Below are 14152 nucleotides of genomic sequence, written 5' to 3' on the forward strand. Positions count from 1 at the left end.
GCCCGGTTCCGCCGCGGCCTGCTCGCCGAGGCCGAGGACTTCCTGCGCCGGGCGCACCGCATCTCCGAGCGGATCGGGGAGAGGCTGCCGCTGGCCGGGGACGCGGTCGGCGTGCTCGTCGACACCCTGATCGCCCGCGGCCGGCTCGACGAGGCCTGGACGATGGCCAACGACTTCGGCTTCCACCCGCCGTACCACGCGACGGCCATGGTGCTGCCGGACGCGGCCTCGCTGTACGGCAAGCTGCTGGTCGCCAAGGAGAAGTTCGCGGGCGCGGCCGCCGCGCTCACCGAGGCGGGTGCCCAGCTGGAGGTCCGCGGCTGGCACAACACCGTCTGGGCACCCTGGGCCGGACACCTCGCCATCGCGATCGCGGACGACGAGCCCGAGCGTGCCCGCGAGTACGCCCAGAAGGCGGTCCGGGACGCACGCAAGTTCGGCACCGCCTCGGCGATCGGCAGCGCGCTGCGCCTGCAGGCCCGGATCGAGGACGGCCAGGCGGCGGTCGAGCTGTTGGAGGACGCGGTGGCGTACCTCGGACAGTCCCCGGCCGGCTACGAGCACGCCGTCGCGCTGGTCGACCTCGGCGCCGCGCTGCGCCGGGTCGGGCGGCTGGAGGACGCCCAGGAGTACCTGTACCAGGGCATCGAGCTGGCCCAGCACTGCTCCGCGGAGGGGCTGGTCGACCGGGCCCGGCGGGAACTGGCCAACTACGGCCTGCGGCCCAACCGGCTGGGGCTGCGCGACTTCCGGGACACCATCGAGACGCTCAGCAGCGCGGAGTGGGAGGTCGCCAAGCGGGCCGTGCAGGGCGTGCCGCCGCAGCGGATCGCCGACGAGCTCGGGGTGCCGATCGGGCTGGTCAACCGTCGGCTGGCGGCGGTCTACCGCAAGGCGGGCAGCGGGCCGGACGGCCTGGCTTCGGCGCTCGGGCTGCCGCAGCAGCAGGGGCGGGACGCGGGCCTGCTGGAGGACCTGGACGACTAGGAACGGGCCACGGGGTCGGGCGCGTGGCGCCCGGCGGCCGTGGTGTTCGGTGGGCGTGGTGCTCGGTAGTCGGAGGGGGCGCCCGGTGTGCGGGCGCGGCTTCCGGCGGTCATGACCGGCGCCCGGTACGGCGCCCGGTGGTCCTACGGGGCGCCAGATGGTGGACGGCGGCGCGTGGGACGGCGCGTGGGTTCCCGGAAGCGCCCCACGACCGACGCCGTCGCTAGGCTGACGGACACGGGGCCGCCGCGGCGCCCCCTCGACAGACCCGGAACGGGGCGGCCGCGGTGCGACGTGGCCGCCGGTGAGGAGCAGGCCAATGGCGAGCGAGGCCACCAGCGTGCGGCAGGAACCACTGGAGTCCTCGGGCGCGGGCGCCGCGATCGAGCGCTGGACGCTCACGGCCGGCCCGTACGAGGCGAGCGTGCTCAGCCTCGGCGCGACCCTGCACACCCTGAGCGCGCCGGACCGTTCCGGCCGCTCCGCCCAGGTGCTGCTGGCCACCGACCGCTTGTCCGAGATCCTCGGCCCGGCCCGGCACCACGGCACGGTGGTGGGCCGGTACGCCAACCGGATCGACCGCTCGTCGGTCACCGTCGACGGCGAGGAGCACCAGCTCGCCTCCACCGGCGGCGGCGTGACCCTCCACGGCGGTCCGGACGGCTTCGCGCACCGGATGTGGGCGGCCGAGCCGGTCGAGGGCGGGGTGCGGCTGTCGCTGCACAGCCCGGACGGGGACCAGGGCTTCCCGGGCGCGCTGGACGTCACCGTCACGTACACCCTGGACGCCTCCGGCGAGCTGGTGATCGACTACCGCGCCGTCACCAGCAAGCCGACCGTCGTCAACCTCACCAACCACGCGTACTTCAACCTCGCGGGTGAAGGCAACGGCGACATCCTCGGCCATCTGCTCACCCTGGACGCCGACGCGTACACCCCGGCCGACGAGCGGCAGATCCCGTACGGCCGGACGGAGCCGGTGGCCGGCACGCCGTTCGACTTCACGGTGGCCGCGCCGATCGGCAAGTCGGTGCACGACGAGCACCCCCAGCTGACCGGGCCCGGCGGCTACGACCACAACTGGGTGCTGCGCGCCCGGCCCGGGGACGGCAGCCCGGCGCGGGCCGCACTGCTGGAGGACCCGGTCAGCGGCCGCACCCTGGAGGTGCTGACCACCGAGCCGGGCATCCAGGTCTACACGGCGAACAAGTTCCAGGGCGCGGTCACCGGCGCGCGCGGCGTCCCGTACGGGCCGTTCGCCGGAATCGCGCTGGAGACCCAGCACTTCCCGGACTCCCCGCACCACCCGGCGTTCCCCAGCACGGAGCTGCGGCCGGGGGAGGAGTTCCGCTCGACGACCGTGCTCCGGCTGGGGACCAACTAGGCCGGACCGGGGAGTGGCCCCGAGGCCTACGGCTGGGCCAGGTCCCGGCGCATGCAGAGCCGGGGCCAGCGGTCCAAGCCGTGCTCGGCCTCCTTGCGGCGGATCTCGCGCAGGCCGGGGGTGAGCTCCTCCCCGGCCAGCGGGCGGAAGCCGCAGCGGGCGTAGTAGGGGGCGTTCCAGGGGACCTCGGCGAAGGTGGTGAGGGTGAGCGCGGGGGCGTCGGTGGTGTCGGCGAGGTGATCGATCAGCGCCCGGCCGATGCCGCGGCGGGCGTGGTCCGGGTGCACGGAGACCTGTTCGATGTGCAGCGCGCCGTCCACCGGCTCGGCCAGCAGGTAGCCGGCGACGGTTCCGTCGGGCGCCTCGGCGACCAGGGCGACGCCCTGCTCCAGGTAGTGCGCCAGCTCCTCCGGTGCCGGGGGTTCGTCCTCGGCGATCTCCAACATGCCGATCGCGGCGAAGGGTGCGCCGGCGGCCCGCTCCAACTCGGTGAGCAGCGGAAGTTCGTCCCTGGTGACGGCTCTGATTCGCATGCGTCCAGTCTGCTGCAGACCGCTTTCGGCCACGCACGGTGGTCTCGTCGGCCAGCCCATGAACGGATGAGTCGGGCGAAATCGGGCAATCGGTGCGGCTGTCGACTACCGAGCGGCAACGTCCAGGACACGCGGGCGTAACGATCGCAGTTTCTTGCAGAAACTTTCTGCAAGGACTTTCCGTCGATCTTGCGCCGCTGTTAACTTCCTTCCCGAGCCCGACGGCAGCAACGGTGCGGTCGGTACGAGGCAGCCATTATGCGCCTGTCTCCGAACATCTCGGGCACCCCCACCCTCCCAAGGAGTTCTCATGCGGCGTGGCATCGCGGCCTCTGCCCTCGTTGTGGCCCTCGCGGTCTCGATGGCTGCCTGTAGCAGCAGCGGCTCCAGCTCCGACGGCAAGGCCGACGGGCCGGTCACCCTCACCTACTGGGACACGTCGAACGCCACCAACGAGGCGCCGAACTACCAGGAGCTCGTCAAGAAGTTCGAGGCCGCCAACCCGAACGTCAAGGTCGACTTCGTCAACGTGCCGTTCGACCAGGCGCAGAACAAGCTCCAGACCGCGATGGGGGCCAAGGGCGCTCCGGACGTCTTCCGCTCCGAGGTGGGCTGGACCGCCGCCTTCGCCAAGGCCGGCTACCTGGAGCCGCTGGACGGCACCCCGGCCGCCGCCGACACCTCCACCTTCCAGCCGAGCCTGATCCAGCAGGCCAAGTACGAGGGCAAGCTGTACGGCGTGCCGCTGGTGACCGACACCCTGGGCCTGCTCTACAACAAGGAGCTGTTCACCAAGGCCGGCATCACCGAGGCGCCGAAGACCTGGGACGAGCTGAAGACCGACGCCGCCGCCGTCAAGGAGAAGGCCGGCGTGGACGGCTTCTGGCTGAAGGCCGCCGACGGCTACTACGCGATGCCGTTCCTGTTCGGCGAGGGCACCGACACCGTCGACGCCGCCGGCAAGAAGATCACCGTCGCCTCGCCGGAGGCCGTCAAGGCCGTCGAGACCTACAAGTCGATGTTCACCGCGCCGGGCACCGCCAAGGCCGACGTCACCACCGACGCCTACGCGCACATGATGGACGCCTTCAACAGCGGCAAGGTCGCGGCGATCATCCAGGGGCCCTGGGAGATCACCAACATCTACAAGGGCTCGGCCTTCGCCGACAAGAAGAACCTGGGCATCGCCGCCGTTCCGGGCGGTACCAGCGGCAAGGGCGGCGCCCCCACCGGCGGCCACAACATCTCCGTCTACGCCGGCGCCGACAAGGCCCACAAGGCCGCCGCGGAGAAGTTCGCCGCCTTCATGACCTCGGCCGAGAGCCAGGCCTTCATCGCGCAGAAGAACTCCACCCTGCCCACCCGCTCCGACGCCTTCACCGCCGACGTCAAGGCCGACCCGGGCATCGCCGGCTTCCAGGCAGTGCTGAGCAGCGCCAAGCCGCGCCCCGAACTGCCCGAGTACAGCTCGCTGTTCGCCTCGCTGGGCACCAACCTGGGCAAGGCCGTCCAGGGCACGAGCACCCAGGACGCGCTGAACACCGTCTCCACCGACTACGCCAAGCTCCTGCCGGGCTTCGCCAAGTAGTCCCTGTGCCCGGCCCGCCGGCTGACGGCCGACGGATGACGGCGAACGGATAACAGAGGACAGATTTCATCATCTGTCAGTTGTCCGCCGTCATCCGTCGCCCCCCGGCAGGCCGGGCCGTCGGCCTCCCCCGAGATCCCCCGAGAAGGTGCAAACGATGTCAGTCGCCGTGCAGGGCGCCACCGGCAAGGGCAGCCGGGAGCGCGAGCAGCGTCCGGGCCTGCTGGAACGCGTCAAGCGGTCCTACGCCAAGCACTGGTACGCCTACGCGATGATCGCCCCGGTCGTGCTGGTGCTCGGCGTGCTGGTGATCTACCCGCTCGTCGAGGGCATCTGGCTCACCCTCACCGACGCCAACAGCCTCAACGTCGCCCGCAAGATCGGCGTCAACGAGATCCCGGCGAGCTACGAGTTCGTCGGCTTCCACAACTACGCCGACATCCTCTGGGGCCCCGGCTCGTACGACCGCTTCTGGTCGCACTTCGTCTGGACCATCGCCTGGACGGGCATCTGCGTCTTCCTGCACTACACCCTCGGCCTCGGCCTCGCCCTGCTGCTCAACCAGAAGCTGCGCGGCCGCGCCGCCTACCGGATGCTGCTCATCCTGCCCTGGGCCGTACCGACCTTCGTCACCGTCTTCTCCTGGCGCCTGATGCTCGCCGACGGCGGCGTCGTCAACAGCGTCCTCTCCTTCCTGCACCTGCCCGAGCCGGGCTGGCTCACCGACCCGTGGGCGCAGAAGGCGGCCGCGATCATGGTGAACACCTGGGCCGGTGTGCCGTTCATGATGATCTCGCTGCTCGGCGGCCTCCAGTCCATCCCGGCCGAGCTGTACGAGGCCGCTGAGATGGACGGCGCCACCGCCTGGCAGCGCTTCCGCTACGTCACCCTGCCCGGGCTGCGCTCCGTCTCCTCCACGGTCGTGCTGCTCGGCGTGATCTGGACGTTCAACCAGTTCAACGTGATCTTCCTGCTGTTCGGCACCGGCGCCCCCGACGCCCAGCTGCTGGTCACCTGGGCGTACCGGCTCGGCTTCGGCCAGATCCCCCGGGACTACGCGCAGTCCGCCGCCTACGGCGTGATCCTGCTGTCCATCCTGATCGTCTTCACCGCCTTCTACCGGCGCTGGCTCGCCCGCAACGAGCAGGCCAACGGCTGAGGCCTCGGACCCAGTTGACCCACGAAGGCAGGTAACCCCGATGAGCACCACCACCGAACTCCCGGCCCGCGCGGCGGCGCCGGCCCCGGCCGCCCGGCCCGCCAAGGTCCGCCGCCGCGGCGAGCGCAGCCCGCTGGCCCGGGCGCTGTCCCACGGCACCCTGATCCTGGCCGGCCTGATCGCGCTCGCCCCGGTCGCGTGGATCCTGTTCGTCTCGCTCGGCCCGGACAAGACCGACTACCTCCACCCCGGCCAGATCTTCGACAAGCTGACGCTGTCGAACTACCAGCACGTGCTGTCCGACACCGACTTCTTCACCTGGTTCGGCAACGCCCTGCTGGTCTCCGGCATCACCACCGTGTTCGGCGTGATGGTCGCCGCCACCACCGGCTACGCCGTCTCCCGGATGAAGTTCCCCGGGCACAAGCCGCTGATGTGGTCGCTGCTGGTCACCCAGATGTTCCCGATCGCGGTGCTGATCGTGCCGATGTACACGATGCTCTCCGAACTCGGCCTGCTGGACAGCTACACCGGCCTGATCCTGGTCTACTCGACCACCACCGTGCCGTATTGCGCCTGGCTGCTGAAGGGCTACTTCGACACCATCCCGGTGGAGATCGACGAGGCCGGCCGGGTCGACGGGCTCAGCCCGTTCGGCACCTTCTGGCGGCTGGTGCTGCCGCTCGCCCGCCCGGGCCTGGCGGTGGCGGCCTTCTACTCCTTCCTCACCTACTGGGCCGAGGTGCCGTTCGCCTCCACGTTCATGCTCAGCTCCGACAAGTACACGCTGGCCGTGGGCCTCCAGACCTTCGTCAGCGAGCACGACGCCCAGTGGAACCTGATGGCCGCGACCGCCGTGCTGATCGCGATCCCGTCCGCGGCCTTCTTCTACCTGGTGCAGCGCCACCTGGTCACCGGCCTGACCGCCGGTGCCTCCAAGTCGTAACGCGCCGCCGCGTCGTCAAGCGCCGCCGCGTCGTCAACCACCCGCACGCCGCCGCGCGCTCCACGTCCCAGCGCCTTCCGCTCCTCTAGTCCCCAAGGGATACCGTCCATGACCCAGAACCTGGCCGACACCTCCCGGCCTGCCGCCGACACCGCTCACGAGGCGAACGTCAGCGCGTCCAGAGGCTGGTGGCGGGACGCGGTCATCTACCAGGTGTACCCGCGCAGCTTCGCCGACTCCAACGGCGACGGCATGGGTGACCTGCCCGGCATCCGCAGCCGCCTGCCCTACCTGCGCGACCTCGGTGTGGACGCGGTCTGGCTCTCGCCGTTCTACGCCTCGCCGCAGGCGGACGCCGGCTACGACGTGGCCGACTACCGCGCCGTGGACCCGATGTTCGGCACCCTGCTGGACGCCGACGCCCTGATCCGCGACGCCCACGACCTGGGTCTGCGGATCATCGTCGACCTCGTCCCCAACCACTCCTCGGACCAGCACGAGTGGTTCCAGCGCGCGCTGCGCGAGGGCCCCGGCTCCCCGCTGCGCGAGCGCTACCACTTCCGCCCCGGCAAGGGCGAGCAGGGCGAACTTCCGCCCAACGACTGGGAGTCCATCTTCGGCGGCCCGGCCTGGACCCGCAGCGAGAACCCGGACGGCACCCCCGGCGACTGGTACCTGCACCTGTTCGCCCCGGAGCAGCCCGACTTCAACTGGGAGAACCCGGCCGTCGCCGACGAGTTCCGCTCGATCCTGCGGTTCTGGCTCGACATGGGCGTGGACGGCTTCCGCATCGACGTCGCCCACGGCCTGGTCAAGGCCCCCGGCCTGCCCGACCTCGGCGGCGCCGACCAGCTCAAGCTGCTCGGCAACGACGTCATGCCGTTCTTCGACCAGGACGGCGTGCACGAGATCTACCGCAGCTGGCGCAAGATCCTCGACGAGTACCCGGGACAGCGGATCGGCGTCGCCGAGGCCTGGACCCCGACCGTCCAGCGCACCGCCAACTACGTCCGCCCCGACGAGCTGCACCAGGCCTTCAACTTCCAGTACCTGGGCACCGACTGGGACGCCGCCGCGCTGCGCGAGGTGATCGACCTCTCGCTGGACTCGATGCGCCCGGTCGACGCCCCCACCACCTGGGTGCTCTCCAACCACGACGTCACCCGGCACGCCACCCGGTTCGCCAACGAGCCCGGCCTCGGCACCCAGATCCGCACCCCCGGCGACCGCGAACTCGGCCTGCGCCGCGCCCGCGCCGCCACCCTGCTGATGCTCGCCCTGCCCGGCTCGGCGTACGTCTACCAGGGCGAGGAGCTCGGCCTGCCGGACGTCACCGACCTGCCCGACGAGGTCCGCCAGGACCCGTCCTTCTTCCGCCAGGCCGGCCAGGACGGCTACCGCGACGGCTGCCGCGTCCCGATCCCGTGGTCCGGCACCGAGGCCCCGTACGGCTTCGGACCGGTGGCCGGCGGGCCGTCCTGGCTGCCGCAGCCGGCCGAGTGGGCGGGGCTGAGCGTCGAGGCGCAGACCGGCGACCCGACCTCCACCCTGGAGCTCTACCGCAGCGCGCTGGCCGTCCGCCGGGCGCAGCCCGACCTCGGCGCCGGCACCGGGGTCGAGTGGCTGGAGAGCCCCGAGGGCACCCTGATGTTCCGTCGCGGCGCCTTCGTCTGCACCGTGAACACCACCGGCCTGCCGGTGCGGATCGCCGCTCCCGGCACGCTGCTGCTGGGCTCGGCCGACCTCGTGGTGGACGGTGGCGAGACGGTGCTCGCTCCGGACAGCACCGGCTGGTGGGCGGTCTGACGTGGTTGGCATAGGCTCTGGGACCGTGACTACGGCGCGACTCTCAGACATCGCGGCGCAGGCGGGGGTCAGCGAAGCCACCGTCTCCCGCGTGCTCAACGGCAAGGCGAACGTCTCCGCCGCCACCCGGCAGACCGTCCTGGCGGCGCTCGACGTGCTCGGGTACGAGCGGCCGACCCGCCTTCGCCAGCGCAGCGCCGGGCTGATCGGTCTGATCACGCCGGAGCTGAGCAACCCGATCTTCCCCGCGCTGGCGCAGGTGATCGAGCAGGTGCTCAGCCGGCACGGCTACACGCCGGTGCTGTGCACCCAGACTCCGGGCGGGTCCACCGAGGACGAACTGGTGGAGATGCTGGTGGACCGGGGCGTGGCGGGCATCGTCTTCGTCTCCGGGCTGCACGCCGACACCACGGCCGACCACGACCGCTACGCCCGGCTGACCGGGCGCGGAGTGCCGTTCGTGCTGATCAACGGCTACAGCGAGAAGATCGACGCGCCGTTCATCTCGCCGGACGACCGGGCCGCGATGTGGATGGCCGTCCAGCACCTGGCCGAACTCGGGCACGAGCGGATCGGGCTGGCCGTCGGTCAGCGCCGGTACGTGCCGGTGCTGCGCAAGATCGAGGGCTTCACGGCCGCGCTGCGCGAGGTGCTGGGACTCTCCGAGGCGGAGGCCGGGAACCTCGTTCACCACACGCTGTTCAGCGTGGAGGGCGGGCACGCGGCGGCCGGCGCGCTGCTCGACAAGGGCTGCACGGCGATCGTCTGCGGGAGCGACATGATGGCGCTCGGGGCGATCCGGGCGGTGCGGCAGCGCGGGCTGTCGGTGCCGCAGGACGTGTCGGTGGTCGGCTTCGACGACTCGCCGCTGATCGCCTTCACCGAGCCGCCGTTGACCACGATCCGCCAGCCGGTCGAGGCGATGGCCACGGCGGCGGTGGACGCGCTGCTGGAGGAGGTCGGCGGAAACGCCGCCCAGCGCGGCGAGTTCATGTTCCAGCCGGAGCTGGTGATGCGCGGGTCCACCGGGGCCTGCGCGCGCTGAGCCCCGGCCGGCGCGGCCGACGGACGGGCCCCGGAGGGCGGTTGCCCTCCGGGGCCTTCGGCGTGCGCGCGGCCGGCCGTCGCGGGCTGTCGAGGGCCGCCGCGGGCCGTCGGGGTCAGCCCTCCTGGGTGGTCGGGCGGTCGACGGTCAGTCGGTGCCCGTCGGCGGCCTCGCCGGTGCGGGTCTCGGTACGGCGGCCGCGGGCCAGGTAGTCGCGCAGGACCAGTTCGACGGCGTCCTGCGGGTTCTTGGTGCCGGAGAGCATCATCGCGTCGATCGCGAGGTTCGCGTCGAGGGTGACGGTGACCTGGGCCATGTGACTCCTCCTCGGGTGCAGAGCAGCAGCATGCCCGTTGGGGCGGGGATTCACCACGGGGATTCACCACGGAGGCACGGCCGGAGGCATGCCGGAACCCCCGGGGAGAGCGACCAGACTCTCCCCGGGGGCCGTGGGGGGTCAGCGTTCGAGCGACAGCTGACAGATGATGAAATCTGTTATCTGTTATCTGTTATCTGTTATCTGTTATCTGTTATCTGTCGTCCGTCGACTGTCGGCTGTTCGCCGTCCTCAGACCCGGCCGGCGAAGTCCGGGGCCCAGTTGGCGATGCTCTGCTCGCGGACGCCCGAGCTCGGGTTGGCGGCCTCGACGTACTTGCCGTTGCCGACGTAGATCGCGACGTGGAACACGCCGGAGTCCTTGCCGTTGTTGGACCAGAACAGCAGGTCGCCCGGCTGGAGGCTGTCCAGCGAGACGTGGGTGCTGGCGGCGGCCTGGTCGGCGGCGACGCGCGGGATGGAGATGCCCGCGGCGCGCAGCGCGGCCTGGGTCAGTCCGGAGCAGTCCCAGCCGCCGTTGCCGGTGCCGCCGTAGACGTACGCCTGACCGACCTTCGACTCGGCGAAGGAGACCGCGGCGGCCATGCTGCCGGTGGCGGCCGGAGCCTGGGTCTGGGTCTGGGTGTCGGTCTGCGGGGCGGGCTTGGCGGCCGGCTTGGTGGACGGCTTGGCGGCCGGGGTCTGGGCCGGCGCGGTCGGCTGGGTGTTCACGGCACCGCCGTTCGCGGACTGGCCGGACTTCTGCGAGCGGTCGAACCAGGTGAAGTCCGAGCCGGACTTGCCGGTGGAGGACTGGCCGGCCTGGGCCTGGCCGTTGCCGCCGAAGGACAGGTGCTGGCCCGGGTAGATGGTGTCCGGGCCGTCGGTCAGGGTGCCGCGGTTGAGCTCGTACAGCCGCTGCCAGCCGCCCTGCACCTGGTGCTGGTCGGCGATCGCGGACAGCCAGTCGCCCTCGACGACCGTGTAGTCGCCGCCCTGGGCCTGCTGCTGGCGCTTCTGGACCCAGTCGCCGCGGTTGCCGGAGGTGGCGGAGTCGGTGGTGGCCTGCGCACCGTCCTGGGCGGGCGCCGCGGGCTTGGCGGCCGGGGCCTGGGACGGCGCGGGCTGTGCGGGCTTGGCGGCCGGAGCGGCCGGCTTGGCGCTCTGGGCGGGCGCGGCGGGCTTGGCGGCGGTCGAGCCCGCGGTGGAGGCGGAGGTGGAGCCCGCCGAGGTGTCGACGGTGGCCGCCGGGCCGCCCTTGGTGAGGCCGGCCTGGACCGAGCACACCGGCCAGGCGCCGGGGCCCTGCGAGGCGAGGACCTTCTCGGCGACGGCGATCTGCTGGTCCTTGGTGGCCAGGTCGGCGCGCGCCGCGAAGGCGGTGCCGCCGAAGGCGGACCAGGTGCTGGAGGTGAACTGGAGGCCGCCGTAGAAGCCGTTGCCGGTGTTGATGCTCCAGTTGCCGCCGCTCTCGCACTGGGCGACCTTGTCCCAGGTGGCGACGGAGGCGGCGGAGGCGGTGCCGGAGGCGATGCAGGGAACGGTGAGGCCGATGCCGGCGACGCCGAGGGCGGCGATCACACGACGGGTGCGGCTGGACAGGCGGGTGCCGTTGGTGGGCAGCATGAAGACGCGGTCCTCTCCCACGCCTGCGAGGTGAGCTGTCGGATTCGGGCTGGAGTTGCCCGGCCGCGCTGTGGGCGCGGCTTCACCCCTAGCCCTGGACCGTTCCGAAGACCGGTCCGGGGCGACTTACCTGTGGGTCCCCCGCTCCTGCCGTGGTGCGATTTCGCGCTGCCAGGACATCCGACGGCAGGACTCGGCGTTGCGGATGAACCGGGTTCGTGTGGTCACGAACGGGGAGCACGTTAATCAGACTTAAGTTCAAACTGCAAACCACTGTGATGCGCATCACGGTTTGGAGGAAGCTGCCAAAATTGCAGCTCTTCATGATCGTAAATGATCGTTTTCAAGCAACGGCGCTGCGGAAGCCCACAACTGGCATCGCTTCAGGAGCGGCGTGACGGCGCATCGAATCGCGCGGTGGGGCATCCCGGCAGGGGAGGCGGCGGCCCCGATTCGAGCATCCGCGGCCGCGTTTCCTATTTCCTTTCAAAGGGGCCAGAACGGACATTCCGCTTCATTGGCGTCCGACTTCCGTGCGGGCCGGTCACGGGTGGGCGGAACAAAGTCGAAGGGCCCGGAACGGAAAAACCGTTCCGGGCCCTTCGGTGCGCGCGACCGGCGCGCGGTGTCGACTACTGCCCCGAGGGCCCCTCGGAGGCCGCGTGGGCGCCGCGAACGCCCTCCGGGGCACCCTCGGCCTCGGCGGCGGCCGCCGCCTCCGCCTCGGCCCGTGCCAGGTCCTCCGGGGAGGGCGCGGGCAGCGCCGCCAGGTAGGTGGAGGCGATCAGCTGGCCGACCGACGGGTACGAGCCCAGCGGCGCGGCCGACGGGCAGCCGGTCTCCTCGGCGGCGGTGGCGAGCAGCTCGGAGTCCGCCTCCGGACCGATCACCAGCGGGGCCAGCGCCGGACGCTGCGAGCCGGTTTCCTTGAGGTGGTTGACGGCCGCGGCCACCGAGCCGGGCACGTCGAGCGCGGCGGCGACGACCGGCACGGCCAGTCGGGCGGCCAGCAGCACCCCGGTGATGCCGGCCGCGGCGGCCGCGTCCTCGCCGCCGACGGTGGTCAGCACCACGCCGTCCGCGGCGGTCGCGATGGCGAACAGCCGGGCGCGGTCGGCCCGGGCCAGCCCGGCCTCGGACAGCCGGACGTGCACGGCCTCGGCCAGCAGCGGGTGCGGGCCCAGCGGGTCGGTGACGGGCGCGCCGTACTCGGCGGCGAGCGCGTGAAGCTCGGTCAGGAAGGTGTGCGGACCGGGCACCAGCGGCACCAGGACGGGCATCGGCAGCCCGGCCTCGGCGGCCGCGGCCAGCAACTCGGCCACGGTGCGGTCCTCGTCGCCCGCGCCCTCGCCGCCGGGCAGGTAGCCGACCGCGGTCCGGACGCCGTTCTGCTCGGTGCGGACGATCGAGAGCAGTTCCTCGACGACCGAGCGGGACTCGGGCCCGGCGGTCGCGGGTACGGCGAGCACCAGGGCCGGGGCGCCGGACGGGATCTCGGGGCGCTCGGGACGACGGTGGCGCCCCCGCGCACGGGAGCCTGGAGTGCGGACGGGCAGTGGCGCGCCCGGGATGGCTGCGGTGCTCATGCCGGAGATCGTAGGACATCTGCCGGTCCGGCTTGCAGTCGGCTGCCGTACGGCTTCGGCGCGGTTGCGGCGTGGAGCCGGTGCGGAGACCGTGCGGAGCCGGTGCGAAGAGGGTGCGTCTCCGGTGCCGGTCCGGGTGCTTTGCCCATAATCCGGACATTCCGCTCCCAGCCCCCGCGGGACCGCCGACGGTTGCCACGACGTGATCCGAGGAGGCTGACGTTGCACCTGGGGCGCGTGAGATGTCTCACAGCATGAAGGTGGTTTGACGGAGGGTCACGGGGATGCGACTCCCGGCATTCGAAGATCGACATTCAGCGGGGAGGTGCTCACGGCCGGTTATCGCGCGTCCGACGATTCATCGGCTATGTCCGTTTACGTACCGTCAGGAGAAGGGTCCGTGAAGAGTTCGCGGTTGCGCGCAAAAGGCGTCCTGCACCTGCAACGTCCCGTGCTGATGCACGTGCACTGCGGCTATCATCGCGTCAAGTGAGGCGTTGTGCCGGACCGGTACGGGGCCGGTCCGTTCGTTGGGCGGTGCCGGGGGCGCCGCGCTGGACGACAACTCCGGAAGCTCTTCGGGAGATTTCTATGCACGACTCGCAGGACACGCACGGCTCGTACGACACCTACAACGGGATGGCCGCCGCCGATCTCCAGGGGGTGGTCTGGCAGAAGAGCCGGCACAGCAACTCCCAGGGCAACTGCGTCGAGTTCGCGGCCCTGCCGGGCGGTGATGTGGCGATGCGCAACTCGCGGTTCCCGGACGGTCCGGCCCTCATCTACACCCGGGCCGAGATCGCCGCCCTGCTGCTGGGGGCCAAGGACGGGGAGTTCGACCACCTGGCGGTCTGACCGATCGCCGTGCTCCATCATCGGGGGGCCGTCGTGGGTGCCGACACCACGACGGCCTTTGTCTTTCCCTCGTCCGGAGGCCGCGCCTTCGGAAAGAGTGGGCTCCGGAGTCCTCCGCCCCGCGGGCGGGCTCTCGGGACGTCCCGTCCTGATCCGTCCGGCCGCCGGGCCGCCGTGGGCCGGCCGCGGTTCCGCGGCGCCGGACCTCGGCGGGGCCAGCAGGAAGGGCTCGGGGTGTGGTCCTCCCGGGGCTTCCGTCGACCGGCCGCGCACCGTCCGGCGCAGGTTCCGGCCCCGGTTCCGTCCGGGACGTGGGGATCC

The 14152-nt window shown here is 71.7% G+C and carries 11 protein-coding genes, 1 pseudogene and 1 riboswitch; of the genes and pseudogenes, 8 read left to right on the top strand and 4 right to left on the bottom strand.

Annotated features, from left to right (window positions below):
- A pseudogene (locus ACFWP2_RS07820) lies at positions 1-987 on the top strand (ATP-binding protein); the annotation flags it as partial.
- A gap of 319 nt (positions 988-1306) precedes the next feature.
- Entirely contained in the window at positions 1307-2371 is a 1065-nt protein-coding gene (locus ACFWP2_RS07825; RefSeq protein WP_380449363.1) for an aldose epimerase family protein, read from the top strand.
- A gap of 26 nt (positions 2372-2397) precedes the next feature.
- Here ACFWP2_RS07825 and ACFWP2_RS07830 read toward each other — a convergent pair whose 3' ends face one another.
- Positions 2398-2904: a GNAT family N-acetyltransferase gene (locus tag ACFWP2_RS07830; protein ID WP_380449364.1), complete on the bottom strand. Its 507-nt coding sequence runs from the start codon at positions 2902-2904 to the stop codon at positions 2398-2400.
- Between the two features lie 310 nt (positions 2905-3214).
- On the opposite strand from ACFWP2_RS07830, the gene ACFWP2_RS07835 reads away from it, so the two are divergent.
- The 5 genes from ACFWP2_RS07835 to ACFWP2_RS07855 all read left to right on the top strand — a co-directional run bounded on the left by ACFWP2_RS07835 (position 3215) and on the right by ACFWP2_RS07855 (position 9448).
- The gene (locus tag ACFWP2_RS07835) at positions 3215-4492 is read left to right on the top strand and encodes an extracellular solute-binding protein (RefSeq protein WP_380449365.1); all 1278 of its coding nucleotides are present in this window, start codon (positions 3215-3217) and stop codon (positions 4490-4492) included.
- Positions 4493-4649: 157 nt separating this feature from the next.
- Positions 4650-5651, top strand: coding sequence for a carbohydrate ABC transporter permease (locus tag ACFWP2_RS07840; protein ID WP_380449366.1), 1002 nt, complete (start codon positions 4650-4652; stop codon positions 5649-5651).
- Positions 5652-5691: 40 nt separating this feature from the next.
- Positions 5692-6597: a sugar ABC transporter permease gene (locus tag ACFWP2_RS07845; RefSeq protein WP_380449367.1), complete on the top strand. Its 906-nt coding sequence runs from the start codon at positions 5692-5694 to the stop codon at positions 6595-6597.
- Positions 6598-6705: 108 nt separating this feature from the next.
- Positions 6706-8403, top strand: coding sequence for a glycoside hydrolase family 13 protein (locus ACFWP2_RS07850; protein WP_380449368.1), 1698 nt, complete (start codon positions 6706-6708; stop codon positions 8401-8403).
- Positions 8404-8428: 25 nt separating this feature from the next.
- Positions 8429-9448: a LacI family DNA-binding transcriptional regulator gene (locus tag ACFWP2_RS07855; protein WP_380449369.1), complete on the top strand. Its 1020-nt coding sequence runs from the start codon at positions 8429-8431 to the stop codon at positions 9446-9448.
- A 115-nt stretch (positions 9449-9563) separates the two neighbouring features.
- On the opposite strand, the gene ACFWP2_RS07860 is transcribed toward ACFWP2_RS07855, so the two are convergent.
- The 3 genes from ACFWP2_RS07860 to ACFWP2_RS07870 form a co-directional block, all read right to left on the bottom strand.
- A complete protein-coding gene (locus ACFWP2_RS07860; RefSeq protein WP_360338684.1) occupies positions 9564-9764 on the bottom strand; it encodes a hypothetical protein in 201 nt (66 codons plus the stop codon).
- Between the two features lie 252 nt (positions 9765-10016).
- A complete protein-coding gene (locus tag ACFWP2_RS07865) occupies positions 10017-11411 on the bottom strand; it encodes a transglycosylase family protein (protein ID WP_380449370.1) in 1395 nt (464 codons plus the stop codon).
- Positions 11398-11568: riboswitch (cyclic di-AMP (ydaO/yuaA leader) on the bottom strand. It overlaps the preceding gene by 14 nt.
- Before the next feature lie 454 nt (positions 11569-12022).
- The gene (locus ACFWP2_RS07870; protein ID WP_380449371.1) at positions 12023-12976 is read right to left on the bottom strand and encodes a hypothetical protein; all 954 of its coding nucleotides are present in this window, start codon (positions 12974-12976) and stop codon (positions 12023-12025) included.
- A 591-nt stretch (positions 12977-13567) separates the two neighbouring features.
- On the opposite strand from ACFWP2_RS07870, the gene ACFWP2_RS07875 reads away from it, so the two are divergent.
- Positions 13568-13831 (top strand): DUF397 domain-containing protein, encoded by a 264-nt coding sequence (locus ACFWP2_RS07875; RefSeq protein WP_097235176.1) that lies wholly within the window; start codon positions 13568-13570, stop codon positions 13829-13831.
- The last annotated feature ends 321 nt before the right edge of the window (positions 13832-14152 follow it).

Origin of the sequence: Kitasatospora sp. NPDC058444 (assembly GCF_042721415.1) — a bacterium.
Classification (GTDB): domain Bacteria; phylum Actinomycetota; class Actinomycetes; order Streptomycetales; family Streptomycetaceae; genus Kitasatospora.

Bases quoted from the DNA above. Each gene is read 5' to 3' on its own strand.
- ACFWP2_RS07835 (WP_380449365.1), top strand. From the start codon at position 3,215: ATGCGGCGTGGCATCGCGGCCTCTGCCCTCGTTGTGGCCCTCGCGGTC.
- ACFWP2_RS07825 (WP_380449363.1), top strand. From the start codon at position 1,307: ATGGCGAGCGAGGCCACCAGCGTGCGGCAGGAACCACTGGAGTCCTCG.
- ACFWP2_RS07850 (WP_380449368.1), top strand. From the start codon at position 6,706: ATGACCCAGAACCTGGCCGACACCTCCCGGCCTGCCGCCGACACCGCT.
- ACFWP2_RS07845 (WP_380449367.1), top strand. From the start codon at position 5,692: ATGAGCACCACCACCGAACTCCCGGCCCGCGCGGCGGCGCCGGCCCCG.
- ACFWP2_RS07860 (WP_360338684.1), bottom strand. From the start codon at position 9,764: ATGGCCCAGGTCACCGTCACCCTCGACGCGAACCTCGCGATCGACGCG.
- ACFWP2_RS07875 (WP_097235176.1), top strand. From the start codon at position 13,568: ATGCACGACTCGCAGGACACGCACGGCTCGTACGACACCTACAACGGG.
- ACFWP2_RS07840 (WP_380449366.1), top strand. From the start codon at position 4,650: ATGTCAGTCGCCGTGCAGGGCGCCACCGGCAAGGGCAGCCGGGAGCGC.
- ACFWP2_RS07830 (WP_380449364.1), bottom strand. From the start codon at position 2,904: ATGCGAATCAGAGCCGTCACCAGGGACGAACTTCCGCTGCTCACCGAG.
- ACFWP2_RS07870 (WP_380449371.1), bottom strand. From the start codon at position 12,976: ATGAGCACCGCAGCCATCCCGGGCGCGCCACTGCCCGTCCGCACTCCA.